The sequence below is a fragment of the Methylovulum sp. genome, from assembly GCF_028687615.1.
Classification (GTDB): Bacteria; Pseudomonadota; Gammaproteobacteria; order Methylococcales; family Methylomonadaceae; genus Methylovulum.
Genome location: NZ_JAQTZU010000020.1, coordinates 23097 through 48404, shown reverse-complemented (window position 1 = coordinate 48404; position 25308 = coordinate 23097). Strand labels below are relative to the sequence as shown.

Here is a 25308-nt window from a genome sequence, read left to right as displayed (position 1 = left end):
AACTTTTCATGACGGCAATGCAACCCCCTGCTATTTTCTTAATGGGCCCGACCGCCTCCGGCAAAACCTACTTAGCCGTGGAATTGGCGCAACAGCTTAACGGCGAAATCATCAGCGTGGATTCTGCTCTGGTTTTCAAAGGCATGGACATAGGCACAGCCAAACCGACTGTAGAAGAACGCGGTGGCATACCGCATCATCTCATCGACATTCTTGACCCGTCCGAAACGTTCTCAACCGGACAATTTCGCAGCTTGGCCTTGGCGGCTATGGCGGATATTACCGGACGCGGTAAATTGCCGATTTTGGTCGGTGGCACGATGCTGTATTTCAATGCCTTAAGCAAGGGCTTGGCAAAATTGCCGGAAGCCGATCCTGAAATCAGGGCGCGGCTCGATCAGGAATTGGCGGATTTTGGCAAAGAAGTCCTGCATCAACGCCTGGCGATGCTAGACCCTAAAGCCGCTGCGCGTATCCACCCGAATGACCCGCAACGGGTGCAACGGGCGTTGGAAGTGTATGAATTGAGCGGTCAAGCCTTATCAGATTTTTTTGCCGATACGGGTTCGACCTTGCCGTACCGTGCCAGTAAATTAATCGTCGCGCCATCAGACCGCGCCATTTTGCACATAAAAATTGCCGGACGATTCCGGCAAATGCTGGAACAGGGCTTTCTCGAAGAAGTGCAGGCACTTTATCAACGGGGAGATTTGGACGAAACCCTGCCAGCCATCCGCGCCGTGGGTTATCGGCAAGCGTGGGCGTATTTGCAAGGGGGGATGGATTTGCCGACCATGACCGAAAAAGCCATCGCCGCGACACGGCAATTGGCGAAACGGCAATTTACCTGGTTACGCAAAGAAACCGACGCGCTACATTTTGAGACGGGGGATAGCGAGTTGCTAAACAAAGTGATGGCAAGCATCAGTAAAATGATTTGATTATTGCACCAGACGTTTGACCGATGTTTTAAAAGCAGTTAGGCATTTGATGGGGGCTTGTGCTATCGATTTACTGGACAATCACCTTTCGTTTTTAACAAGCCCGCGTGGTGGGCGTTTGCTTCCAATAAAATACCAAGTGGTCAGCTTTTTTTAATTTTACGCTTTGCTAACCACTTGGTGCTTTCAGAGTTTCAATTTTTCAACGCTTATTCTTTAGTCCATTTAGCAGCCAATTGGCCTGAAAGCTGACCAAAATAAGTACCGACAACTATGGAAATTGAGATGACCAGCAGTGGGTTGTTGAGGGAAATGTTCAACAACACGTCTTGGGTCAATTTGTCAGGCGTTTGTAGCAGGTAGGCGAAAGTCGAAGAATAACCCAAGACGCTGGCAGGAATCGCGGCAAGCATTGGGCAGCTTGCGGCAAGGCATAGGACGATGACGGCAATGGCAACGGTAATCGCCGCCATGAACGGGAAGCCGAGCATGGTGTCAGGGGCAATTTCAGTCAACAGCAACGCGGTAATCCACGCCATGAACACGCCGAAGATGCCGCAGACGATGGTGTTGACCAACGCTTCTTTAGTGCCGCCCAAAAGGAAGTAAGCCGCCCAGGCGATGGTTGCCGCCCAGATAAAAAAGACGCCGCTTAAGGGGCCAACTGCCAAAAATGTTGCAAGGCCGGCAAGGACGCCGATACTTACAGAAAGTGCGGTTAGTTTGTTCATTAATGTATCTCCAATAGTGGCCTCAGTGAATTATTGTAGCCGGATTATCCAGTGAGGCAGTCTGTTTAACCCGTCGTTCGATTAAAGGGAAAGGGGAAAACCGAACTTTTCTGATGTTAGCAGAGATTAATGGCAAGAGAAAATGTAAATGCTACGCGTAGCTTGGATTAGCGTTAGTTTGCCCGTATTTTTGCCAATTGCCGGTGTTATTAATTGAATGGGAAAATCAATATCCAGCAGGTTTGGTTGACATTTATTCGCACTTTATTGGTGAGACCATGTAAAATCGCAAAGTTATTTTGATGGTTTTTAAGTTTTGTCACTTTTAGGATATAAAAATCGTGTTTAGAGGAACAACCATACTTTCTGTGCGTCGTGGCGGCAAAGTGGTCATCGGCGGCGACGGGCAGGTAACTTTGGGCAATACGGTCATGAAGGGCAATGCCCGGAAAGTGCGCCGTTTATATCATGACAAGGTGATTGCCGGATTTGCGGGGGCGACGGCGGATGCGTTTACCTTATTTGAGCATTTCGAGGGCAAGCTGGAAAAGCATCGCGGCAATCTGACCCGCGCCGCTGTCGAAATGGCTAAAGATTGGCGCACCGACCGGGCATTACGCAAATTGGAAGCCTTGTTGGTGATCGCCGATGCCAAAACCTCGTTGATTATTTCAGGGACCGGCGATGTGATTGAGCCGGAGCATGATTTGATGGCGATAGGTTCAGGTGGCGCGTTTGCCCAAGCGGCGGCGCGTGCCTTGTTGGAAAATACCGATTTGAGTGCGCGGGATATTGTTGAGCGGTCTTTAAATATCGCCGCTGATATTTGCATTTATACCAACCACAATCTTCGTATTGAAGAACTCGACGCAGAACCTAACGAATAAAACGAGCAAAACCATGACCCAAATGACCCCTAAAGAAATTGTCCGAGAATTGGACAAACACATTATTGGCCAGACCAGTGCCAAACGTTCGGTGGCTATTGCATTGCGTAACCGCTGGCGGCGGCAAAATGTTGATCCGGCCTTGCGTGACGAGATTACGCCGAAAAATATCTTGATGATTGGGCCCACGGGTGTCGGCAAAACTGAAATCGCCCGTCGTCTGGCGCGTTTGGCGAATGCCCCGTTCATCAAGATTGAAGCCACCAAATTTACCGAAGTCGGTTATGTCGGCCGTGATGTCGAGTCGATTATCCGCGACCTGGTTGAGTCGGCGATAAAAATGACGCGCCTGGACGAAATGGAAAAAATGCAGGGCCAAGCCGTCGAAACCGCCGAAGAGCGTTTGCTGGATATATTATTGCCATTGCCTTTGTCACCAACAGGCAGTTTGTCCCTGTCCGAAGAAAACACGCGCATGAAAATGCGTAACAAATTACGCGCCGGGGATTTGGACAACCGCGAAATTGAAATTGACGTCCATGTCGCCCCGATGGGCGTGGAGATTATGGCGCCGCCAGGCATGGAAGAAATGACCAGCCAACTGCAAGGCATGTTTCAGAACATCAATTCAGAACGCACCAAACCACGCAAGATGAAAGTCAGCAAAGCCTTAAAGGTCTTGCAGGAAGAAGAAGCCGCCAAATTACTGAATGACGATGACATCAAATTACATGCCCTTGACGCCGTAGAGCAACATGGCATTGTGTTTCTGGATGAAATCGACAAAATCTGCAAACGTGGTGAACATGGCGGCGGTAGCGGTGAAGTGTCACGCGAAGGTGTGCAACGTGATTTGTTGCCTATCGTCGAAGGCAGCACCGTCAGCACTAAATACGGCATGATTAAGACCGACCATATTTTATTTATCGCTTCCGGCGCATTCCATGTCGCCAAACCTTCGGATTTGATCCCGGAATTGCAAGGCCGTTTTCCGATCCGTGTGGAATTAAATCCGTTGTCAGCCGAGGATTTTGTCCGTATCCTGACTGAACCCAATGCCTCATTGACCGAACAATATACCGCGTTGCTGGCAACCGAAGGCGTATCGCTGTCGTTTACCCCTGACGGTATCCAGCGCATCGCCGAATTAGGTTGGCAAGTGAATGAGAAAACTGAAAATATCGGGGCACGGCGTTTGCATACGATTTTGGAGCGTTTGTTGGAAGAAATTTCGTTTGATGCGCCGGATTTGCAGGAAAAAACTATCGTTATTGATGGCGATTATGTCGATAAGCATCTGAGCGAATTTGTTGAAGATGAGGATTTGAGCCGGTATATTTTGTAAAAGTACGGCATGGGTATTGCCTATCCAAAAAATTTCCCCAAACGGAGAAAATAAAATGACCACCGTTTCTATATCACCCCAAGGGCAAATCACATTGCCCAATGAAGTGCTAAAAATAGACGCATGGCAAAATAACAAAGAGTTGACCTTAATTTGCTTAGGGGATACGGTTATTTTGCGCCCCGCCCACTATCAAAAAACCGATGACATTAGTGATTTGGGCGGATTTTTTAAAAACAACCCCATAAAACTGAATACCGAATCGCTGTGTGAACCTGTTAATTTAACCGAGGCATAAGCCGTGCTGATTGCGGTTGATACCAGCATCATGATCCGTCTTGCCATGCGCGATGATGAGGCACATTATCAAAAAGCCCTCGCCTTATTAACAGGACACCAATTTTTTATTAGCCGGACTGTACAATTGGAAATGGAATGGGTATTACGTTCACGTTATAAACAATCCGTTGAAGAAATTGCCAATTTCTTTAGCCTGTTATTACAAAAAACGAAAATACTTTGTGAAAATGAAGAAGAATTAATTAACGCTATTTGTTGGTATCGCCTAGGAGCTGATTTTGCCGATGCCATCCATTTAGCCCACACAAAATCACTACCTTTTTATACTTTTGATGAGCGTTTTTGTAAAAAAGCAATTCAGCAAGGTATTGCGCCTAGGGTTAATTTTTTGTAACTACCTACCCCTACCATGCCAACTTAAATACTTTAGAAACAGGTAGTTAAAAATTCAAGCGTAAGGAAAATGGTCAAAAAATGAGCAATTTTGAGACAAAATCGTTGTTTTTTGCCAAATTCACATAGCGGCTCAAAAAGTAACTGACTGTTTTTAATAAACAGAAAATTGGCATGGTGGGGGTAGGTAGTTACAATTTTTTATAAAAGCTCATGTCGTTCCAAAATTATTGTTGGTGGGAAAGTTACATTCCTAGGTATTTAGTAGGTGGCTTTACTAACCACGTACCCGACTTAAATAAAGCTATTTGCCTATCCTACAAAGGACAACAATGCCCCGCGTACTCATCATCCATGAAGTCGAAGACTACACCGCATGGAAAAAAATATTCGATAACGCTACAACCATCAGAAAAAATGCGGGCGAGCAGAACTACCAAGTTTTAAAATTTGCCGACGATGCCAACCACATCGTGCATTTTTCCCAATGGTCAAGCATCGCCAATGCCAAGGCGTTTTTTGAATCGCCCGAATTGGTGGAAATCCGCAAACAAGCCGGAGTGAAAGCTCCCGAATTTATGTATTTGGATTTACTGGAAGAAGGCGTGTTGTAAGTAATCGTTCAAATTTTTTTAACAATGACGGTTGTTGTGGTGTTTAGACGATTGGAGTCCAAAACATGTTTTGGACTCCAGCACAAATGTTAAGGAGCTTTTGAATGGCTCTTAAACAGCCAAGCCCGTCAGTAAGCCGCCATTCCGGCAGGGATTCACCTCGTGTCCTAGCGGGCGCCAAGGCCATAGACCGCGAAGCGAACCCAGAACACAAGAATGTGTTTATCCATTACCTTCCTTATCTTTCTAGTTCCTATGCGCCTAAACATCAAACCCTGCAACAGCCAACCGGTTGAAATCAAACATCACCAATTGTCCAACCGTCTGGAAATCAGCTACGACGATGGTAGCGTGTTCGTCCTGCCTACCGAATACCTGCGCGTCTACACCCAATCGGCGGAAGCGGTCGGGCATGGGCCAGGTCAGGAAACTTTGCAATACGGCAAAGAAGACGTGAGCATTAAAGAAATCCGCCCCATCGGCAATTACGGCATTTTGCTGGTGTTTAGCGATGGGCATGACACGGGTATTTACACTTGGGATTTGTTGTACCAGCTTGGCGCCGACTATCAAACTTTGTGGGCCGCTTACTTGGAACAACTGGAACTGGCAGGAATCCAGCGCAAAACCACACGACCAAACTCGCATTAATGAAAGGGGAATGACCATGACTACCGACAACACCACCCATTTTGGCTTCAAGCAAGTCGCTGTCGATGAAAAAGTGAAACTGGTGCGCGGGGTATTTGATTCCGTCGCCGAACAATACGATGTCATGAATGACCTGATGTCGTTAGGCATACACCGTATTTGGAAACGCATCGCCGTACAACTCAGCAATGTCCGCAAAGGCGAGCATGTGCTGGATTTGGCAGGTGGCACAGGCGATTTGACCGCTTTATTCAATGAGCGCGTCGGCCCGGAAGGCCAAGTCGTGCTGGCGGACATCAACGCGCAAATGCTCCGTACCGGGCGTGACCGCATGATAGACCGTGGTTTGGCGAACATCCGCTATGCCCAGGTCAACGCCGAGTGCCTGCCGTTTGCAGACAATACCTTTGATTGCGTGTGCATCGCCTTTGGCCTGCGTAACGTCACCGATAAAGACGCGGCTTTACGTTCCATGCACCGCGTCTTGAAACCTGGCGGTCGCGTCATCGTCTTGGAATTTTCGCATCCCACCGATAAAGTCACCGAAAAAGTCTACGATTTTTACTCGTTTAATATACTGCCGAAAATAGGCCGCTTTGTGGCTAAAGATGAAGAGAGCTACCGCTATCTGGCAGAATCTATCCGTATGCACCCTAAGCAGGAAGAGCTAAAAATGATGATGGAAAACGCGGGGCTAGAACGCTGCGAATATTTCAATATGACGCAAGGCATAGTCGCCGTGCATCGCGGTTATAAAATTTAATATGCTGGTTAAACCGCTGTTATTGGGCGTGTTGGAAACCGCCTTCCGTGAATATCTGGCTTTGGACGTCAACAGCCCTGTCTTGCTCGCGCCGATGGTTGGCAAAGTCATCGCTGTCACCATCACGCCGTTTGGTGAAACTTTGTATTTGTGTCCGGCTACGGATACGATTCAACTCATAGACCAATATCCTGATGAACCCGACACGCACTTGACTGGTTCGTTGCTGGCATTCGGTTTGATGGGTATCAGCGACAAACCGATGCGGTCAATTTTTTCAGGTGAAGTGAAAATCGACGGCGATATGCACACCGGACGACGGTTTCAGGAATTGTTCGCCAAACTGGACATCAATCTGGAAAACAAGCTGGCGCGTTATACAGGGGAACGCTTCGCCCATAATCTCAGTCAGTGGTTTCGCGCAGGGCAGGACTGGAGCAAAGAAACGCTGGAAACTTTCCGCCTCAACACCGCCGAATTCCTGCAAGAAGAAACCCGCGACCTGCCCGCCGTGCCGGAAGCGGATATTTTCTACCAGTATATCGACGATTTACGGCTGGATTTTGACCGTTTACAAAGCCGCGTGGAACGCTTGGAAAATCAGCTAAAATAAAAATATTGTCCACGACCCAAAGAGCACGAAGTGAAAGACACGAAAAGCACGAAAGTGGAGGTTGCTGCTGGGAATGTGGTCATTCTGACAGCAAAGCGGACACAGGATGCCTCGCCCCAACCAAAATATGCAATTTTTCGTGACTTTCGTGTCTTTCGTGGACTATAAAAACAATAAACACACCAGCGGCCCCGCTAGCTGGTTCAAAACGCCACCAAAGGTAACGCAGTGATCCGCCCAAAAATACTAATGCGCCTGGTCCATATCAATTGGGTCTTGATGATGCACGGCCTTGATGAAATTGTCTTAAAAACGCCTTACTTCCGCCCCATCCGTTTTTTGGCAATCTTTTCACCGTATTATTGGGTGAGCCGACAGTCGGGCAAGACGGTTTCCCGTGGGGTCAGAATCCGCCAGGCTTTGGAAGACTTGGGGCCGATTTATGTCAAATTCGGGCAAGCCTTATCGACGCGCAAAGATTTGCTGCCGGATGACATTGCCGACGAACTGGTCAAATTGCAAGACCGTGTGCCACCATTCGGCAGTGACATTGCCCTCGCCATCATCGAAAAAGAGCTGGGCATGTCGATTAACGAGGCGTTTGCCGAATTTGACCCGGAGCCGATGGCTTCCGCTTCCGTCGCGCAAGTACACGGCGCGGTGTTGCATACCGGGCAACAAGTGGTCGTTAAAGTCCTGCGCCCCGACATTGAAGAGCGCATCCATTCCGACATGGGCCTGATTTACGAACTGGCGCGTATCGCCGAAAAATTCTCGCCCGATGCGCGGCGGTTACGGCCTATGGAAGTCGTCGCCGAATTTGAAAAAACCACGCTGGATGAATTGGACTTGGTGCGCGAAGCCGCCAACGCCGCCAAAATCCGCCGCAATTTTGAAAAATCCGCGATCATCTACATCCCCGAAATACACTGGGAGTTCACCCGCCAAAAAGTCATGGTCATGGAAAGGATTTATGGCATCCCGGTCGGCGACATCGAACAAATGCGGGCAGGGGGGGCTGATTTTAAATTGCTCGCCGAACGCGGTGTGGAAATCTTTTTTACGCAAGTGTTCCGCGACAATTTCTTCCACGCCGACATGCACCCTGGCAATATCTTCGTCGAATTGCCCGCCAAATACATCGCCATCGACTTTGGCATCGTCGGGTCTTTGTCCTTGTCCGACCAACATTATCTGGCGGAAAACTTTCTTGCCTTTTTCAACCGCGATTACCGCAAAGTGGCGGAAATGCACGTCGAATCCGGCTGGGTGCCGCGCGGCACACGCATCGAAGAATTCGAATCGGCAATCCGTAGCGTTTGCGAGCCGATTTTTGAAAAACCGTTAAAAGACATTTCCTTCGGGCAATTGCTGCTGCGCCTGTTCCAAACCGCCCGCCGTTTTGACATGCGTGTGCAACCGCAATTGGTCTTGCTGCAAAAAACCTTGCTCAACATCGAAGGTTTGGGACGTCAACTGTATCCCGATCTGGATTTATGGCAAACCGCAAAACCGTTCTTGGAAAGCTGGTTTCATGAGCGCATGGGCCCTAAAGCCAAAATCACCCAATTGTTAAAACAATTTCCCGAATTTGCCCAGCAATTCCCCGAAATTCCTTCCCTGGTCTACAAAGCCCTGGACAACGCCGCCCATGCCCAACACCAAGCCGAAGCCCAACAACGTGAACTGGCCTTATTGCGCGAGCAAATCGACAGCCACCAACGCAGTACCCTGTGGGCGATGATCATTGGTGCGGCGTTGATTAGCTTGGCGGTGTTATTTCAGTAGTTTGTGGGTGGGGCTTTTTGCCCAATATTTATAAACGAGTGCCGATTAGGTGTTTGCCGGAAACACCCGTTCTCGCTATCGCCCGAACGGGTGTTTCCGGCCTACGCAATACCCGTCAAAATAATATTGGCCGAGTTAGGAAAACCGCCCCAAACAACCCGCGTAGCCTGATGTTACCTCAACGCTTTCTCCCAACGGCTAACCAAGGCCGAAGCGATGCTATTGCCATACACATTGGTCGCGCTACGGCCCATGTCCAGCACTTGGTCTATGCCTAGCAACAACAGCAAACCGGCTTCGGGGATTTTGAACATCGACAAGGTTGCCGAGATGACGATCAACGAGGCCCTGGGCACACCCGCCACGCCTTTGCTGGTGAACAGCAGCACCAAGAGCATCAGCAATTGGTCCGCCAGCGGCATGTCGATGCCGTAAGCTTGGGCGATGAACAGCACGGCGAAGGTCATGTACATCATGCTGCCGTCTAAATTAAACGAATAACCTAGCGGCAACACCAGCCCGCAGACTTTTTCATCACAACCGAAACGCTCCAGTTGTTGCAATAATTTAGGATACGCGCTTTCGCTGCTGGCGGTGCCGAAAGCCAAGAGCATGGGTTCGCGGATATGGCGGATCAGCGACAGCATCCGCCGCCCTAGGAACAGGCAAGCGAAGCCGCCCAGCAAGCTGCACAGCAACAACAGGCCAAAATAGAACTCGCCAATAAATTTGCCGTAAGACAGCAACACGCCTATCCCTTGTTGGGCGATCACCGAGGCCATTGCCGAAAACACCGCCACGGGCGCGTAGTGCATGACGTAGCTGGTGACTTTGAGCATGATGTGCGCCAGCGAATCCAGCAATTTGACGAAAGGATGCGCCAGTTCGCCCAAGGATGCGCAGGCGATGCCGAAGAACATCGAGAACACGACGATTTGCAAAATTTCGTTGGCGGACATCGCTTCGAAGATGCTTTTCGGGAAGATATGGGCGATAAAATTGCTGAGCGTCGGTTTGACATTCGGCAAGCCGCTCACCGCATCGGCAGGCGGCAAGGGGATATGCAGGGAGCCGCCCGGTTCGAAGACATTCACCAGCAACATGCCCAAGAGCAGGCTGGCGAGGGAGGCTGAAAAAAACCACAGCATGGCTTTAAGGCCGATGCGCCCGACGGTGTGGATGTCGCCCATTTTCGCCATGCCCACCACCAGCGTGGCGAACACCAGCGGCGCGATGATCATTTTGACCAAGCGCAGGAACACGTCCGTCAACATATTGAGCACGGCGACGATTTGGGCCAGCAACGGATCATGCGGCCCCGTCCCGCCTAGTGTCAAGTTCAGCACGTCACCTAGTGCGATGCCTAAAACCAGGGCGAGGGCGACATAAAAGGTTTGGCGGTTGGGGTGTTGGGGCGGATGGTTTGCGTGTGTGGTCATAGCCGAAATCCTTGTGTATTTTTAGCCAATAAAAAAGCCTTTAAACCGGCGGATACGTTGTACTGCAACGGTTTTATATTTTTTTTATACCATCGTTCCCACGCTCCGGCGTCATTGCCATTAAGTTAATGAATGTATGTTAATAATCAATTAGTTGTGTATTGTCTTTTGCGAAATATTCTTCCGTAGGTCGGGTTAGCGATAGCGTAACCCGACAACATCGGAACGGTAAATGTTGGGTTACGCTATCGCTAACCCAACCTACACAATTCTAATATCTTGATTATTAAAATTTATATCTTAACTTAATGGCAGTGATGCTCCGGCGTGGGAACGCAGTTCGTGACGCTTCCAGCATCGCGTTTTGCCATTTCGCAACGCCGGAGCGTTAGGGGATGAATTCCCGCGCCGGAGCGTGGGAACTATGAAAAGATGCCAGTTTTTCTTATTTTATTTTTCACAAAACAACAGCTTATGACGAAGCTTTTATCCTCCCGCAACACCACCATAGACATTTTACGCGGCATTGCCATTTTCACGATGGTTGCCGCCAATCTGAGTTCCTCATTGCTGCAAGCAGAGGACAAAGTTTTCGCCTTCCGGCTTTACGGTACTTTTGCCGCACCGTTGTTTATCCTGTTGGCGGGGATGATGGTCGTCATCACCCAAGCCCGGCATGGTGGGTTTACGCATTATCTAAAACGTGGCTTGTTGATCATCGGCTTTGCTTGCTTGTTGGATTTAACGGTCTGGCAAACTTGGCCTTTGCTGGGTTATGACGTGTTGTACCTGACCGGGCTGGCAATCCCCATGATTTATGTGTTGGCGTGCTATTGCAGCATAACGGTCCGGCTGGTTATTGCGTCTTTATTCGTGTTGGTCACGCCCTTGTTGCAAAGGCTGTTTGCTTATCGGGAAGAGCTAATCAGTTTTGAATTAAACCAACTGAATATACAGGAATATTTGCAATTGCTAGGGTCTGCCAGTACCTTGCAACGGCTGTTGCTGGATGGCTGGTTTCCGCTGCTGCCTTGGCTGAGTTTTGCCATCATTGGCAGTATCTTAGGTACCCGTTATGTCAAGGGTTATTCGCTTGCCGCCCAATCTTTGTTGTCCAGCGGTTTGGTGTTGGCAGCGGCTGGCATTGCTATCTGGTGTTGGCAACAACCGCATCTGGTCATCCGCGACGGCTATTCTGAACTTTTTTACCCGCCTAGCATGGGCTATTTCCTGACGGCTTGCGGTTTGATCCTGCTGGGTTTTTATGCCGTTGAAAAAACGCGCCACCTGCCAGTTTATGGCCTTTTCCTAAACCTAGGCCACGCCAGTTTGTTTATGTACATTTTCCACCAGATCATTTTGGTGGCTGTGCTTAAACCGATCCCTGCCTTGAATAACCAGCCCTTGTGGTCTTTTAGCCTGACTTACTTGGTGGTTATCGCCGTCATGATAGCCACAGGCTACGGTTTGGCCCGTGTCAAACAGGCTTATAAAAACATGCCGTTTATTTTACGGTTTTTGATCGGGGGTTAGATAAAAGACGCGAAGGCAGAGAGGTATCTATTTCCTTGCCATCGCGTGTCTGAAGCAGTTGTAGGATGGCTTTAACGCATTCAATGGGTTTAGTTAAAGTGTGCTACATAACTTCCGGCAACTCATCATTAACCCGCCCGTAAATTCCCCGCATGTAAACCGCATTCCTTCTTGGTTTCCGCTTCCCACCACCAGCGTCCGGCGCGTTCATGCTGGTTCGGCAACACGGTTTTGGTGCAGGGTTCGCAGCCTATGCTGACAAAACCTTTTTCGTGCAATTCATTAAATGGCACCTGGTAGGCTTCGATATAGTCCCACACCTGCGCGGAATTCCAATTCAGCAGGGGATTGAATTTTACCAGGGGATGGCCTTCGCTAGAAAACGTGCCGTCCAGCTCGCATTCGGGGATGTGCTGGCGGGTGTCCGCGCTTTGGTCTTTGCGCTGTCCGGTGATCCACGCATCCAAACTTGCCAGTTTGCGTGACAGCGGCTCGACTTTGCGGATGGCGCAACATTCATGATGGCCGTCTTCATAAAAACTGAACAAGCCTTTGCGTTTGACAAATTCGTCCAGCACATCGCGGTTGGGACTGAGGATGTCAATGTCGATTTGGTAATGCTTGCGTACTTTTTCCAAGAAACGGTAAGTTTCAGGGTGCAGGCGTCCGGTGTCCAGACAAAATACAGAAATGTCTTTGCGGATGTGCAAAGCCATGTCAATCAGCACCACATCTTCGGCTCCGCTAAAGGAAATGGCGATGTTGTCGAACAAGGACAGGGCTTGTTTCAGGATAATACGCGGGCTTTTTTGCTGTAATTGGCTTTTTAATTCGTCAATGTCGGCGGCGTTCATGATGGTTCAGTACAGGTTTGGGTAAAGTAACGGTGCAGGAATTCAGCGAAAGGCAGTTGGGGTTGGCTTTCGATGAACTGTTGTCTGGCGTGGGATTGAACCGCCATATCGACAAAGGTTTGGGCCGTCTTGTCGTCCAGCGTCTGGTCATTAAAATAATTTGCGTGTTCGACGGATTGTCCAATAGCGAAACTGGCGAAGGGCTGCGGGCGTTCGCGCATAACCGCCAGCAATCGTGCCGAGGCGGTCAGGTCGGGATTGTCGGCCTTGGCTTGTTGGGTTTTCAGTGCCGTTGTGTAAGGTTGGTGTGGATTGTCCGCATCCAATACGGAACAGACAGGCTGCATCGCGGCAAGGATTTCATGTGCCCAGTCTTGCAAAAGGATAGTGCCGCCATTGCGTGCCAATTCCAACCCCGGTTTGCGGCCTGCATGGGCGACTGCCAGTTGGTTGCTGTTGTTTATCCGGTGGTCATGTCCGCCCATCAACGGGCTGTCAGTCAACAAACACGTCAGTAACAAGGTTTCGATAAAATAGGCCGTGTCAGTTTCTATGCCCAGCGGGTGGAATACGTCCAAATCCAGGGAGCGCATTTCCACATAACGCACGCCACGGCGTTTTAAAGCCACGGTCGGTTTTTCGCAAGATTGCGCAATTTGTTTCGGTCGTATTGTGCTGTAAAACTCGTTTTCAATTTGCAGGATATGCGTGTTTAATTGGCGGTATTCGCCATCCACCACCGTGCCGATTTTTTCATATTCAGGGTAAGGCGTGTTGATTGCTTGGCTTAAGCTCTCGACATAACCGGCTAGGGAATTGTAATCGATGTCCAGGTTCGCTTGGTTTAGGCTTTTGTAACCAATATCGCTCATGCGTAACGAGGTGGCATACGGATGGTACAGCGTGTGCCCGTCGAACTGTTCAAATTGTGCCATCAAATCAGGACGGCTTTTGAAAAAGCTTTTGCAAATTGCCGGCGAGGCACCGAACAGGTACAAAATCAACCAGCCTACGCGCTGGAAATTGCGGATCAGTCCGAAATAAGACGCGGCGATAAAATCTGCCAGGCTTAACGGGCTGTTTTCTTGGCTGTGCAACACAGGCCATAAGGCTTCCGGGACGGAATAATTGAAATGGATGCCGGCAATCGCCTGCATTGTGCGCCCATAACGATGCCACAAACCGTGGCGGTAAATATGTTTCATGCGCCCGACATTGGATGAGCCGTATTCGGCAATGGGGATGCTTTCATCACCGCTGATACCGCAAGGCATGCTGGCGCCCAGCAAAAGTTCCTGCTCCAAATGGGCGTAGACAAACTGGTGGACGCGCTGCAAATAATCCAACGTGTCCTGGATGTCGGTAAATGGCGGCGTAATCAGTTCAATCAAAGCCTCGGAATAATCCGTGGTGATATGCGGGTGGGTCAGGGCCGAACCTAGGGCGTAAGGATGTGGCGTGTGGGCGATAATTCCATCGCGGGAAATGCGCAGGCTTTCTTTTTCGATGCCTTTTAGCCCGCCGCGAAGCAGGTTTTCCGTTCCGTTTGCCAGCAGCCCGTCCAGCCGCGCCGAAAGCGTGTTAGTAAAATGAGTCATAGCCTGGGTGTTTACCCCAATAGTCCAAAAGAGTGCTGGCATTATAAAGGGTATTGTCCGGTTGGCGGAATATTATCGTCGGGTTACGCAGAGGATTGGCGGGGATTTCGTAGCTGGCGATGTCGGTTGATAAACCCAAGGAACGGGCTTAATTAAGCCGGTATTCAAACACTTAAACAGGTTAATTATGCCCAGGGGGTTTTGCACCGTCGTATAGATGTGTAGAGGAGGCTAGCGAGGTTGCGTTAATCAGGGGGAGTTCTTCTGTTATCGGCGTGAGGGGGATCAGGTTATAGCGGCGTTTTATGGCTTTGATTGCATAGGAGGTTGACGTGAACGAGCCTCTGGTGCGTATGGCTTTGCCATGTCTGGATTTGATTTCATCCAGATAGAAGGCGGTGGACACCGATACTTCAAAATTTAACAATTTTAACCAATCCATAACCCTGGAATGGCTGAGAAAATGACCGCGCAAAGAATCTGCCATTTTGATTTCCCACAAAAAATGATACCTGACCCAAATACTCCACGGGTTAAAGTTCATAATTAAAACAATGCCTTCCGGTTTTAAGACACGTTCTATTTCGCGCATGGTCTGGAAGCGGGAGGTGTCGAATTCCAATAAATGCGGGACAATGATCATATCGACAGATTCGCTTTTTAGCGGTAAACGGTACGCCTTGGCCTGGATTTTCCGGGCTTGGTTCCAACCCAAATTTTTAGCATCGAGTATGGTATAAAATTTGTATAAGGTACAATCAATAAAGTCATTTTCCCAGCCCAAGCCACCAATTTGTAAAATCGTTTGTTGGCAGCTAACCGTGATGGCGCGTTGCAGATACTCCGCTTCCAGCTCTTTTAGCAATTTGCCTCTAGGTGTTTGATACCAGGAAAATAAAAAATTACGTTTCATTGTCGTGCTTGAGGATTAAGACCCGTCCCATTTTAGGGCAAGGCCAGATATATTGATGTTTTAGCGTGGTTATTTTTATTTTTTCGCTAGGTTTACGGCGACTGGAAAAGCGGCTTGGCATGTTTAGTCAATCGTTACCTAATCGAATAAGGCTTGATTATTAACGTTCCCTCCAAGCCAATGTAATATAACTTTGATTATTTTCAAGAAAAACACGTTATACTATATACCTTATATAATTAAACTACACTCTTAGGATTTAAGATGATGCATGTTAATTTTAAAAGACCAGTCAATTTCCTTTTGATTTTGCTGTCTTTAATTGCAGCAGGTTGCTCGGAAACCCCCAAAACTCCGCTTAGCGTAAGTGATCAATTACCTGGACAATCCGGATCTGATGGTCTAGAGGGTTTTTCAGGACGATATCCCCCAGCGAGTTCCCGCCTTAAATTCAACAAACATAGATTGAATAGTGCTTCCACCGAACATGAGACGGTGTGGGACCGCTTACTGTCTTTGTATTCCTTACCTGAAATTGACAACTATCGGGTTGATCGTGCGGTCGATTGGTACTTGCAGCATCCAGCATCCCTAGCCATTATTCAGGAGCGTGCTGAACCTTATCTGCACCACATTTTGGATGAAATTGAAGCCAAAAATATTCCAGGTGAATTGGCACTATTGCCTGTCGTGGAAAGCGCTTTTGTGGTCAATGCTTATTCTGACGCCGATGCGTCGGGCTTGTGGCAATTCATCCCGTCAACCGGTGAAGAATACGGTTTGCAACAAAATGCTTGGTATGACGGTCGCCGTGACGTTTATGCGTCCACCCAAGCGGCGACAACTTATCTCAAAGAACTCAGCGAACTTTTTGATGGCGATTGGTTAAAAGCCCTGGCTTCCTATAATTGCGGCAAGAACCGTGTTAGAAGGTCGGTGGAGAAAAATGAAGAGCGGGATTTGCCGACCGATTATTGGTCACTGGATCTGCCTCAAGAAACGATGGATTATGTCCCGCGTTTGCTGGCGATTGCGAAAATATTCGCCAATGCCGAGCAATACAATATTGATTTGCAATACATCCCCAACAAACCCTATTTTGAAGTCGTCGATATAAAAGCCCCGCTGGATTTACACAAAGCCGCGCAATTGGCGAATACTCCATACGATCAGTTTTTGAAGCTCAACCCTGGCTTCAACCGTTCATGTACCGCCCCACAAGGCCCCCACCGTTTGCTGGTCCCTGTTGGGCAAGCAAACTCTTTCAAAAGAAATCTTGCCCAGCTTCCTTTTAACGAACGGGTCAATTTCAATCAGGCTTACCAAGAAACAACGCTTGCCAGAAACAAAACCGCAGAAAAACCTAAGCTTGATGACCACCGGATGGTAACGGCAAGCAAAAAACCTGAAATCAAGGAAGTCAGGCATGAGGAAATCCTGACTACTGCAATTTCTGGACGCTATAAAGTTAAGCGAGGTGAAACCCTGTCGATTATTGCTAACCGCAACCACACGACGATAGCGACCTTGCGTCAGGCCAACCATTTGTCCGGCAATACAGTCATGTCAGGCATGACCTTGCAAATTCCGTCAAAATTTGACAACAAAGCTGACAACAAAGCTGATAACCATATTTTGGTCGCCAAGGCTGCAAAAATCCAAACGTCAAACCAACAAACTTATGCCGTGAAAAAAGGCGATACTTTTTGGAATATTTCCCAACGTTTTGCCGTGACACCGAAAGACATTGCCGATTGGAACAAAATCACCTTAAAAACGGCACTGCTTCCTGGTCGTAAATTAGTCATAAAATCATCGCATCAACAAATTGCCTCAGTGTCGCCCATCCGTTTGGTGCATTACAAAGTGGGCAATGGCGATTCTTTGACCCAAATAGCCAAAAAATTTAACGTCACTGTCAATGACTTGCGTAAATCCAATGCCGATGTTTTGGGCAAAGGCCTGCGTCCTGGTCAAAAACTGAAAGTGATTGTGGAAGGCCAGCCATCGACCTAATCAATTTGATTTGACGAAGAAAAAGAAAAAAGGGCGGTCAATCCGCCTTTTTTTATGTCCGCAGACATGTGGCGGTTTTTCTGCAATCACAGAATCGGCGCAGGGGAATAACTATGAAGGCTGCTGGTTTATGGGTTTGTTCGAGTGGTGTGTGTGGGATTTAGGCATATAAAGCGGCTAATTACTGTGTTTTTGTGCATTAAAAGATGGGTTGTAAAACAATATGGTTAGCATAAAAACTGGGTGGCAAAAGTATATTGAAAATAAATAATTTGCTATTAGAATACAGGGTGTCGGGTCGCAATAGCGGCATCGGCAAGCAAGACAATACGGTAAGTGGTGTGATCTAACTGTTGGCGTTTAAGCGGCAATTGCGTACAAGCTACCGGAATCTAGCCTACAAAAAGAGGTAAGGTATCGTTGGATCAGTTTTAGCTCAACCATTACCCACAATAATTAGTCGTATCGACAATTTAAATTAATGAGGAAAGAATAATGAAAAAAATAGCATCCATTTGTGCAGGTTTACTTCTTATTTTAAGTACTGCCGTTATTGCCAAAGAACATTCCGCCGAAGCTTTGGAGCATGCCCAAGCAGCGGTGGAGCATGGTAAAGCGGGCCACGCCCCTGTTTTGGTTGAGCATGCGAAATTGGCTCTGGAACATACACTGGCGGGTTCCTTGGTTGCCAAAGGGGCGCCAAAAAACCATTTGAACGAAGCAGCCAAATCATTGCAAAATGCCATTGACCAAGGTAGTTTGGAGCAAGTTGAACCCGCCACTAAATCGGCAGAGGAAGCGGTTGGACATATCAAAGCCAGCGCAGCCAAGTAAATAAGTCTTGGTTTTTTAAAAAATAGGGGCGGTTATTCCGCCCCTATTTTTTTAGTAGCCATTACAAGCTTTTTTGCCTCCATCAGACTTCTGTTCCAATTCAATATCATCGGTTTAACCATCCTGTTTCTTAAAGCCGGTAAAATATCAATACAGCTAATCTCATAATTTGGGAATACGGTAACTGGCATTCCATTATCAAAATTTCCAACGATTAATCTAAAAACATGTCGCAAAATATTATGGTTAGCCAACCTAGCGAGTTGACGCTTGTTTGGGCCCAAGGCATTGTAAACCAACACGACGCTAATACGGTGGTGACGAAGGTCGAGGTCGTTTCGGTTGATGTTGGCACGACAACGCGGATACGCTTGGCGATAGACTATAAAGGCTTTAGTGCCCTGCCACGCCGCTGGTTTGTCAAATTGCCGTCCTTGGCTTGGCGGGCGTGGTTTATTACCGCGTTGCCACAGTTGTTGGCGACTGAAATCCGTTTTTATCAGGAACTAGCCAAATCCGTACCAATTGCCTTGCCCGTCTGTCTGGCGGCACAGAGCCGCTGGGGGGTAGGGGGCATCTTGGTGCTTGCCGATCTGGAGGAAAACGGTGCGTTACCGGGAAAGGCGCACGATAGCTTGACTATTGGGCAAGCCGCGTTAGTGATTGACGGATTGGCGCGTTTTCATGCCCGTTTCTGGCAAAATGAAAGCACTGCCCATTATCGCTGGTTGGCAGGCCGGGTGCGGCAAGTGGAAGACCATTTGGGTGCCGTGTTGGCTGTGCCGTTGATGAAACAAGGCCTACGCCGTGCGGGGGCCTGGGTTCCGAAAAATTTGCACAAACGGGGCTTGCACTATGCCAAAAATCGTCGCCGTGCCATGCGGTTTTTATCGGCTAGACCGCAAACCTTGGTGCATCATGATTGCCATCCGGGCAATTTATTTTGGCAGCACAATCACGCGGGTTTTCTGGATTGGCAATTGGTGCGGTTAGGTGAAGGGGCCAGTGATGTCGCGTATTTTTTAGCAACGGCATTGACACCTGAGCAACGGCGATTACACGAAACAACGCTGTTGGAACGGTATGTCGCGCAATTGGCAAGCTATGGCGTCACCGGAATGGATGGCCCACAGCTTACGGAACGTTATCGGGCGCATCTAGTGTATGCCTTTGAAGCGATGGTGGTGACCTTGGCGGTCGGCGATATGATGGCTACGGAAAGCAATCTGGAGTTGATACGCCGCACGGCGGCGGCAGTGGATGATTGGGATGCGTTTGCGGCCTTGCCGATTTGATTCGATAAGCTGTAAGCGTCCTTATTCCTCATCAACCTGCCTGGAGCGGAGCCACCGCCATCCGCCACGGAAAAACCCTTCGGCGAGGGCGTTGTTGAGCTTCCATAAACGACAGAAAAAACATTGTTTTTAAATGGTTTTTTCTTAACTGTGGGCAGTGGCGCTGGAGCGTTGACGCTGGTTCCCAAGCTGGAGCTTGGGAACCAGCGTTCTATCTTATTGAACACAAATATAAACCCTTAACTGTGGGCAGTGGCGCTGGAGCGTGGGAACGATAACAAAATTTGTGTTCCCTGCTCACCACCCAAACACAAAAAAGCCGGAAAAACCCACTCTGCGCTATGCCCTGCGGGTATTCCAGCTTAGTTATTTTAAAGATTGGGTTGATGTTTTGGCATCAACCCAACACCTTATTTCTTATTGTCGTTGACTTCTTCAAACTCGGCATCAACCACGCCATCATCCGCCGCATGGGCTGAACCGCCGGCATGGGCTTCGCCACCTTCCGCCGCGCCTTTTTGGGCATAGACACGTTCCGCTAATTTGCCGGAAATTTCGGTCAAGGTGTTGGTTTTGGCTTCGATGTCGTCTTTGTCGTCACCTTTCAGAGCGGCTTTTAACGCTTCCACCGCATGTTCAATGTCGGTTTTTTCTTGGCTGTTGACTTGGTCGCCCAGTTCTTTCAGCGATTTTTCGGTCGCATGGATCATGGCGTCGGCGTGGTTACGCGCTTGCACCAATTCGTGCAATTTACGGTCTTCGTCGGCATGGGCTTCGGCATCTCTGATCATGCGTTCAACTTCGTCATCGGACAAACCGCTGGACGCTTTAATGACGATGGACTGTTTTTTGCCGGTCGCCTTGTCTTTTGCCGACACGTTCAGTATACCGTTGGCATCAATGTCAAACGACACTTCAACCTGCGGTATGCCGCGTGGCGCAGGGGGGATGTCCGACAAATCAAAACGTCCCAAAGATTTGTTGGCCGCCGCTTTTTCGCGCTCGCCTTGCAACACATGCACCGTCACCGCCGTTTGATTGTCATCAGCAGTCGAGAACACTTGTGACGCATTGGTCGGAATAGTCGTGTTTTTCTCGATCAGCTTGGTCATGACACCGCCCAGGGTTTCGATACCTAGCGACAATGGGATAACGTCCAACAACAACACGTCCTTGACTTCGCCGCCCAAAACGCCCGCCTGGATTGCCGCGCCCAAAGCCACGGCTTCGTCTGGATTGACGTCTTTGCGCGGTTCTTGACCAAAAATAGTCCTGACCATTTCCTGGACTTTCGGCATACGGGTCTGGCCGCCGACCAAGATCACGTCGTTGATTTCTTTAGCCGACAAACCCGCATCTTTCAGGGCCATTTCACAAGGGCCTTTGGTGCGGTTGATCAATTCTTCAACCAATGATTCCAATTTGGCGCGGGTCAGTTTGACGTTCAAATGTTTCGGGCCAGTCGCATCGGCGGTGATGTACGGCAAATTCACATCCGTTTGTTGGCTGGATGACAATTCGATTTTGGCTTTTTCCGCCGCTTCTTTCAAACGTTGCAATGCCAACGGGTCGTTGTGGACATCCACGCCTGTGTCTTTTTTGAACTCTTCCGCCAGATATTCGATGACGCGTGAGTCAAAATCTTCACCACCCAGGAAGGTGTCGCCGTTGGTCGCCAAGACTTCAAACTGGTGCTCGCCGTCAATTTCAGCGATTTCGATGATGGAAATATCAAACGTGCCACCGCCTAAGTCGTACACGGCAATTTTGGTGTCGCCTTTGGGTTTGTCCATACCGAACGCCAATGCCGCCGCGGTGGGTTCGTTGATGATACGTTTTACGTCAAGACCCGCGATACGTCCGGCGTCTTTAGTCGCTTGGCGTTGTGAATCGTTGAAATAAGCAGGGACGGTGATGACCGCTTCAGTGACGGTTTCACCCAGATACGCTTCGGCATCTTTTTTCATTTTCATCAACACGCGGGCGGAAATTTCAGGTGCCGCCATTTTTTTGCCGTGGACTTCTACCCACGCGTCGCCATTTTCGGCTTCAACGATGTTGTAAGGCACCATTTTGATGTCTTTTTGCACGACATCATCTTTAAAACGGCGGCCTATCAAGCGTTTGATCGCGAACAAGGTGTTTTTAGGGTTGGTGACGGCTTGGCGTTTTGCCGATTGGCCGACCAACACTTCGTCATCGCTGCTGAACGCGATGATGGACGGCGTGGTGCGTGCACCTTCGCTGTTTTCGATCACTTTAGCAACACCGTTTTCCAGTACCGCTACGCAGGAATTGGTGGTCCCTAAATCTATACCAATAATTTTAGCCATTGAATTTTTCTCCAGACTTGAATGTAAATGTTTGTTGTTATGGGCGATATGAGGCTGTTTTTGTTAATTTCAAGCCTGCGGTCAATCTGCTGCTTTGGCAACGACAACCATTGCCGGACGGAGCAAGCGTCCATTGAGTAAATAACCTTTTTGGAACACGGTCACAACGGTGTTGGGCACTGCGCCTTCCACGGCTTGCATGACCATCGCTTGGTGGTGTTCGGCGTTGAACGGCTCGCCAACGGGGTTGATAGTCACGACGTTAAATCTTGCAAAAGCCGCCTCAAATTGTTTGATGGTCAACTCGCTGCCTTCACGGAATTTTTTCACTTCGTCATTATCGCCAGTCGCCGCTTGCAAACCCAATTCCAGGCTATCCAACACAGGCAACAATTCTTTGGCGAAGCCTGTCAGCGCGAATTTATGCGCGTCTTCCAAATCTTTTTGGGTACGGCGCTTGAGGTTTTCCATTTCCGCCTGGGTGCGCACGGCTTTGTCCCAATTTTCATGGGCTTTTTGTTTGGCTTCTGCCAGCTCTTTTTTTAATTCGTCTATGGTGTATTCGTGTTCGCCAATTTCGGTATCGGCAACCGTTTCAGTTGTGTCCTGGTCGATAACCGTTTCCTGCCCGGTTTGCGCCCCAGTTTCTACGTCAGCATCCACTGGTGATTCCGGTTTTTCTTGCTCATTACTCATTATTTCTACCTTTGGGATATGTGGGGATTATGTCAAGCGAATATCGGGCTGATTCCGCCAGTGATTTGGCCTTGTGATTACTTCACGGGTTCGGTGTAGATACTTGAGAACGTGTTTTAAAAGCGTCGCGAGCGGTTCGAGCGCAAGGCGCACGGAGCGGAAAAACCGGAGTGTACTGGAGTACATGAGGATTTTGAGCACCGCGCAACGCCGCAATCGAACCGCGTAGCAGCTTTTAAAACACGTTCTGAGGTACAAAGCTCATCGCTCCGCCTCAAGCAAACGATGCGCCTCCTGCCGTCGGCACATCCTACGCCCCGTTCTATGAAGTTATTTCTAACCTAATCTTAAAAACACGCCGAATCATGGCAACGGCGGGGATCTGTAAATAACTATGCCTACAATGGGGGTGTCGCTTTCGGATTCAAGGCCGCACCTAATAATTTTGCGGTGATGTCAACGTAAGGGATGATTTTTTCATAAGCCATGCGGGTCGGGCCGATCACGCCGAGCACACCCACCACTTCATCACTGACTGAATAGGAAGATGTCACCAGGCTACAATGGTCGAAGGCCTGGTAACCCGATTCTTCGCCGATAAAAATTTGCACGCCATCAGCCTTCATGCACTGGTCCAGTAAATCAATCACGCCTTGTTTTTGATAAAACGCATCGAATAAGGATTTCAAGCGGTCACGATCCGCCAGTTCCGAAAAGCCCATCAAATTGGTTTCGCCGACCAGCACATAATCGTCTTTTAAATCGTCCTGGTTGAATGCCTGTTGCGCCATAGTAACCGCATCCAGCATCCCCTGGTTGACGCGCTCCCGATCATCTTGCCAATCCTTGATGACGGCTTCGCGCACGGCATTGAGGCTACGTCCAGTGTAAATGGAGTTGATATAATTTGCGGCCTGTTGCAATTCGGCCGGACTGAACAGCTTGGCGGTATGGATGATCTTGTTGTGCACTTCCTGCTCATTGGTGACAAAAATTACCAATACACGGTTATGCGACAAGGGCAGGAATTCGATATGACGGAAGCAGACAATTTCACGACGCGGCACGGTCACCACACCCGCCATTTGGGTTAAATCCGCCAGCAAGCGCGAGGCAATACCTATCATGTGGCCGGTATCGTGCTGGGCTGACAGGGATCCTTCAAGATGGCTCAATTCCTGGGTATTTAAGGGCTTGACCGTCAACAGGTTATCGACAAACAGCCGATAACCGCTGACGGTTGGCACACGGCCTGCCGAGGTATGTGGAGAATGCACAAGGCCCAAGTCTTCCAAATCCGCCATGACGTTACGGATAGTTGCAGGGCTTAAGTTTAAGTCGGAATCTTTCGATAAAACCCTGGAGCCTACGGGTTGGCCATCACTGATGTAACGCTCAACCAAGGTTTTCAATAATTGTAGTGACCGTTCGTTTAATAGTTGCGTATGCTTGCCCACACCGACCTCGACAAATAACAGAATCAGCACTCTTGTAGCGGGAGTGCCAAAGGGCGAAAATATCAGCTCATCAAACGCTTGTCAACACAGGGCTAGATGCCGGTAATTGCTTTTATTCAATTGCTTAAATGATTAATAAGGTTTATTGGCAACCACCAGCGCGTTGACTTCATTTCGCTTGCTCAAGTGAATATCAATAAAGCCGGCAGCCGCCAATTGTTGCAGGGACTGCGTTTCGCGCATGATGTGGTTTGCTGATTCATCACTGAACAAATGCACTATCCAGTGTTCGAGCAAGGCCAGTTTGTCGGCTTCGATCAAAATCTGGAAATAACGACTGACTTCTGCCTGGGTGGTGCGCGTGTGTTGGTCGATGTCATCCAAAGCATAACGGTCGCCATTGACAAACTGGCCTGCCGGTTTTAGCACACGGAAAATTTCCGTGATGACTTGCTGGCGATAGTCATTGGTAAAATTGTGCAGCGTGTAAGCCGACGCCACGACATCGACGCTCCCATCGGCGAGCTTAGTTAATGCGCTTAATGCGTCATCGGTGCAAAAAGCCAATTTGCCTTGTGTTTGCCATTCTTGCAAGTTTTGCTTGGCTTGATCCTGCATGACCGGTTCGTTGTCAACGCTTAAAATCTCGATTGCAGGTTTTGCCATCAATAACGACAAAGTGGTGATGCCGGTACCGCCGCCCAATTCGACTACCTTCAAGGAGCCTGATAGGGGATCTGGATATTGGCCCACGGCCACGCCAACCAAGTGGCTCATTGCCACGGTCATTGGCGCAAGCCGCTTCAACATCCCGTAATCTTGCCCGATCAGACCGGAAAACATGGCGTCATATGGTGAGTTATACGTCATTTGGCCTCCTGTTTGTGATGATAAGCAGCCAATTGCTCAAGTGTTGCATCGGTTTGGAATTGTCCTTTCCAGTCTTTATAAGCCATGCCATAAACAATTTCCCTGGCTTGTTCGTAATCCACAGCAACACCCCGCTCCACCGCCGCTTCTGCATACCACTTCGCCAAACAATTGCGGCAAAAATCCGCCAGTATCATTAGGTCTATATTTTGCACTTCGGTATGTTGCTGCAAGTGCTTGAGCAAGCGTCTAAATGCCGCCGCTTCCAATTCTGTGTGGATATTGTCTGTCATCGCTAAGCTCCCAAAATGTCGCCTATTCTAGCAGAAACCATCATGCAAACATGTACATTCATCGGCAAAACTTCTACAATGGCGAAATTTTTAAACTGCCGCCAGGACAGTTTGCCGCCTAAAACCCTATCCGATACCGCTTACCACCGCT

24 protein-coding genes are annotated in these 25308 nt (G+C 48.9%); 14 read left to right on the top strand and 10 right to left on the bottom strand.

From position 1 onward, the window contains the following. Nucleotides 1-8: 8 nt before the first annotated feature. Entirely contained in the window at nt 9-941 is a 933-nt protein-coding gene (gene miaA / locus PHH59_RS12600) for a tRNA (adenosine(37)-N6)-dimethylallyltransferase MiaA (RefSeq protein WP_300016589.1), read from the top strand. Between the two features lie 209 nt (nt 942-1150). Here the strand turns inward: miaA and PHH59_RS12595 are convergent, their stop codons facing one another. After that, nucleotides 1151-1672 carry a DUF1097 domain-containing protein gene (locus PHH59_RS12595; protein ID WP_300016586.1) on the bottom strand — a complete coding sequence of 174 codons (522 nt, stop codon included), beginning with the start codon at nt 1670-1672 and terminating at the stop codon, nt 1151-1153. A 338-nt stretch (nt 1673-2010) separates the two neighbouring features. Between PHH59_RS12595 and hslV the strand changes: the two genes are divergently transcribed. The 9 genes from hslV (at nt 2011) to ubiB (ending at nt 9026) form a co-directional block, all read left to right on the top strand. After that, nucleotides 2011-2559 carry an ATP-dependent protease subunit HslV gene (gene hslV / locus PHH59_RS12590; protein ID WP_300016645.1) on the top strand — a complete coding sequence of 183 codons (549 nt, stop codon included), beginning with the start codon at nt 2011-2013 and terminating at the stop codon, nt 2557-2559. A gap of 13 nt (nt 2560-2572) precedes the next feature. Beyond that, complete coding sequence (gene hslU / locus PHH59_RS12585) at nt 2573-3904, top strand: ATP-dependent protease ATPase subunit HslU (protein WP_300016583.1); 1332 nt, start codon at nt 2573-2575, stop codon at nt 3902-3904. Nucleotides 3905-3959: 55 nt separating this feature from the next. Continuing rightward, nucleotides 3960-4202, top strand: coding sequence for an AbrB/MazE/SpoVT family DNA-binding domain-containing protein (locus PHH59_RS12580; protein ID WP_300016580.1), 243 nt, complete (start codon nt 3960-3962; stop codon nt 4200-4202). Between the two features lie 3 nt (nt 4203-4205). Continuing rightward, the gene (locus PHH59_RS12575; protein WP_300016577.1) at nt 4206-4598 is read left to right on the top strand and encodes a type II toxin-antitoxin system VapC family toxin; all 393 of its coding nucleotides are present in this window, start codon (nt 4206-4208) and stop codon (nt 4596-4598) included. A 331-nt stretch (nt 4599-4929) separates the two neighbouring features. Beyond that, nucleotides 4930-5211 carry an antibiotic biosynthesis monooxygenase gene (locus PHH59_RS12570; RefSeq protein ID WP_300016574.1) on the top strand — a complete coding sequence of 94 codons (282 nt, stop codon included), beginning with the start codon at nt 4930-4932 and terminating at the stop codon, nt 5209-5211. Nucleotides 5212-5466: 255 nt separating this feature from the next. After that, nucleotides 5467-5862 (top strand): DUF971 domain-containing protein, encoded by a 396-nt coding sequence (locus PHH59_RS12565; protein WP_300016571.1) that lies wholly within the window; start codon nt 5467-5469, stop codon nt 5860-5862. Nucleotides 5863-5878: 16 nt separating this feature from the next. Then, nucleotides 5879-6625 carry a bifunctional demethylmenaquinone methyltransferase/2-methoxy-6-polyprenyl-1,4-benzoquinol methylase UbiE gene (ubiE, locus tag PHH59_RS12560; protein WP_366145463.1) on the top strand — a complete coding sequence of 249 codons (747 nt, stop codon included), beginning with the start codon at nt 5879-5881 and terminating at the stop codon, nt 6623-6625. 1 nt (nt 6626) lies between these two features. Beyond that, nucleotides 6627-7238 (top strand): SCP2 sterol-binding domain-containing protein, encoded by a 612-nt coding sequence (locus PHH59_RS12555; protein WP_300016565.1) that lies wholly within the window; start codon nt 6627-6629, stop codon nt 7236-7238. 228 nt (nt 7239-7466) lie between these two features. Continuing rightward, a complete protein-coding gene (gene ubiB, locus PHH59_RS12550) occupies nt 7467-9026 on the top strand; it encodes a ubiquinone biosynthesis regulatory protein kinase UbiB (protein WP_300016562.1) in 1560 nt (519 codons plus the stop codon). Between the two features lie 173 nt (nt 9027-9199). Here the strand turns inward: ubiB and PHH59_RS12545 are convergent, their stop codons facing one another. After that, on the bottom strand, nt 9200-10465 hold the full coding sequence (locus PHH59_RS12545; RefSeq protein WP_300016559.1) for a dicarboxylate/amino acid:cation symporter: 1266 nt from the start codon (nt 10463-10465) through the stop codon (nt 9200-9202). Nucleotides 10466-10939: 474 nt separating this feature from the next. On the opposite strand from PHH59_RS12545, the gene PHH59_RS12540 reads away from it, so the two are divergent. Then, a complete protein-coding gene (locus PHH59_RS12540; RefSeq protein ID WP_300016556.1) occupies nt 10940-11998 on the top strand; it encodes a heparan-alpha-glucosaminide N-acetyltransferase domain-containing protein in 1059 nt (352 codons plus the stop codon). A gap of 128 nt (nt 11999-12126) precedes the next feature. Here PHH59_RS12540 and PHH59_RS12535 read toward each other — a convergent pair whose 3' ends face one another. From PHH59_RS12535 to PHH59_RS12525, 3 genes are all read right to left on the bottom strand, one after another. Then, on the bottom strand, nt 12127-12852 hold the full coding sequence (locus PHH59_RS12535; protein WP_300016553.1) for a phosphoadenylyl-sulfate reductase: 726 nt from the start codon (nt 12850-12852) through the stop codon (nt 12127-12129). Continuing rightward, on the bottom strand, nt 12849-14450 hold the full coding sequence (gene gshA, locus PHH59_RS12530; protein WP_300016550.1) for a glutamate--cysteine ligase: 1602 nt from the start codon (nt 14448-14450) through the stop codon (nt 12849-12851). Before gshA ends, PHH59_RS12535 begins: the two co-directional genes overlap by 4 nt. Nucleotides 14451-14631: 181 nt before the next feature. Next, the gene (locus tag PHH59_RS12525) at nt 14632-15363 is read right to left on the bottom strand and encodes a methyltransferase domain-containing protein (protein WP_300016547.1); all 732 of its coding nucleotides are present in this window, start codon (nt 15361-15363) and stop codon (nt 14632-14634) included. Nucleotides 15364-15828: 465 nt separating this feature from the next. Between PHH59_RS12525 and PHH59_RS12520 the strand changes: the two genes are divergently transcribed. The 3 genes from PHH59_RS12520 (at nt 15829) to PHH59_RS12510 (ending at nt 19508) form a co-directional block, all read left to right on the top strand. After that, nucleotides 15829-17379 carry a LysM peptidoglycan-binding domain-containing protein gene (locus PHH59_RS12520; RefSeq protein ID WP_366145464.1) on the top strand — a complete coding sequence of 517 codons (1551 nt, stop codon included), beginning with the start codon at nt 15829-15831 and terminating at the stop codon, nt 17377-17379. Between the two features lie 495 nt (nt 17380-17874). Beyond that, nucleotides 17875-18213: a small metal-binding protein SmbP gene (gene smbP, locus PHH59_RS12515; RefSeq protein WP_300016541.1), complete on the top strand. Its 339-nt coding sequence runs from the start codon at nt 17875-17877 to the stop codon at nt 18211-18213. 227 nt (nt 18214-18440) lie between these two features. Then, nucleotides 18441-19508, top strand: coding sequence for a phosphotransferase (locus PHH59_RS12510; protein ID WP_300016537.1), 1068 nt, complete (start codon nt 18441-18443; stop codon nt 19506-19508). 410 nt (nt 19509-19918) lie between these two features. Here PHH59_RS12510 and dnaK read toward each other — a convergent pair whose 3' ends face one another. From dnaK to PHH59_RS12485, 5 genes are all read right to left on the bottom strand, one after another. Next, nucleotides 19919-21841 carry a molecular chaperone DnaK gene (gene dnaK, locus PHH59_RS12505; RefSeq protein WP_300016535.1) on the bottom strand — a complete coding sequence of 641 codons (1923 nt, stop codon included), beginning with the start codon at nt 21839-21841 and terminating at the stop codon, nt 19919-19921. 81 nt (nt 21842-21922) lie between these two features. After that, nucleotides 21923-22537: a nucleotide exchange factor GrpE gene (gene grpE / locus PHH59_RS12500; protein WP_300016532.1), complete on the bottom strand. Its 615-nt coding sequence runs from the start codon at nt 22535-22537 to the stop codon at nt 21923-21925. Between the two features lie 398 nt (nt 22538-22935). Then, nucleotides 22936-23994: a heat-inducible transcriptional repressor HrcA gene (hrcA, locus tag PHH59_RS12495; RefSeq protein ID WP_300016642.1), complete on the bottom strand. Its 1059-nt coding sequence runs from the start codon at nt 23992-23994 to the stop codon at nt 22936-22938. A gap of 132 nt (nt 23995-24126) precedes the next feature. Beyond that, the gene (locus PHH59_RS12490; RefSeq protein WP_300016529.1) at nt 24127-24864 is read right to left on the bottom strand and encodes a class I SAM-dependent methyltransferase; all 738 of its coding nucleotides are present in this window, start codon (nt 24862-24864) and stop codon (nt 24127-24129) included. Further along, entirely contained in the window at nt 24861-25157 is a 297-nt protein-coding gene (locus tag PHH59_RS12485) for a DUF1244 domain-containing protein (protein WP_300016526.1), read from the bottom strand. Before PHH59_RS12485 ends, PHH59_RS12490 begins: the two co-directional genes overlap by 4 nt. Nucleotides 25158-25308: the final 151 nt, after the last annotated feature.

Coding starts and splice junctions, on each gene's coding strand:
- miaA (WP_300016589.1), top strand. CDS start 9: ATGACGGCAATGCAACCCCCTGCTATTTTCTTAATGGGCCCGACCGCC.
- PHH59_RS12595 (WP_300016586.1), bottom strand. CDS start 1,672: ATGAACAAACTAACCGCACTTTCTGTAAGTATCGGCGTCCTTGCCGGC.
- hslU (WP_300016583.1), top strand. CDS start 2,573: ATGACCCAAATGACCCCTAAAGAAATTGTCCGAGAATTGGACAAACAC.
- PHH59_RS12580 (WP_300016580.1), top strand. CDS start 3,960: ATGACCACCGTTTCTATATCACCCCAAGGGCAAATCACATTGCCCAAT.
- PHH59_RS12570 (WP_300016574.1), top strand. CDS start 4,930: ATGCCCCGCGTACTCATCATCCATGAAGTCGAAGACTACACCGCATGG.
- PHH59_RS12565 (WP_300016571.1), top strand. CDS start 5,467: ATGCGCCTAAACATCAAACCCTGCAACAGCCAACCGGTTGAAATCAAA.
- ubiE (WP_366145463.1), top strand. CDS start 5,879: ATGACTACCGACAACACCACCCATTTTGGCTTCAAGCAAGTCGCTGTC.
- PHH59_RS12555 (WP_300016565.1), top strand. CDS start 6,627: ATGCTGGTTAAACCGCTGTTATTGGGCGTGTTGGAAACCGCCTTCCGT.
- PHH59_RS12545 (WP_300016559.1), bottom strand. CDS start 10,465: ATGACCACACACGCAAACCATCCGCCCCAACACCCCAACCGCCAAACC.
- PHH59_RS12540 (WP_300016556.1), top strand. CDS start 10,940: ATGACGAAGCTTTTATCCTCCCGCAACACCACCATAGACATTTTACGC.
- PHH59_RS12535 (WP_300016553.1), bottom strand. CDS start 12,852: ATGAACGCCGCCGACATTGACGAATTAAAAAGCCAATTACAGCAAAAA.
- gshA (WP_300016550.1), bottom strand. CDS start 14,450: ATGACTCATTTTACTAACACGCTTTCGGCGCGGCTGGACGGGCTGCTG.
- PHH59_RS12525 (WP_300016547.1), bottom strand. CDS start 15,363: ATGAAACGTAATTTTTTATTTTCCTGGTATCAAACACCTAGAGGCAAA.
- smbP (WP_300016541.1), top strand. CDS start 17,875: ATGAAAAAAATAGCATCCATTTGTGCAGGTTTACTTCTTATTTTAAGT.
- PHH59_RS12510 (WP_300016537.1), top strand. CDS start 18,441: ATGTCGCAAAATATTATGGTTAGCCAACCTAGCGAGTTGACGCTTGTT.
- dnaK (WP_300016535.1), bottom strand. CDS start 21,841: ATGGCTAAAATTATTGGTATAGATTTAGGGACCACCAATTCCTGCGTA.
- grpE (WP_300016532.1), bottom strand. CDS start 22,537: ATGAGTAATGAGCAAGAAAAACCGGAATCACCAGTGGATGCTGACGTA.
- PHH59_RS12490 (WP_300016529.1), bottom strand. CDS start 24,864: ATGACGTATAACTCACCATATGACGCCATGTTTTCCGGTCTGATCGGG.
- PHH59_RS12485 (WP_300016526.1), bottom strand. CDS start 25,157: ATGACAGACAATATCCACACAGAATTGGAAGCGGCGGCATTTAGACGC.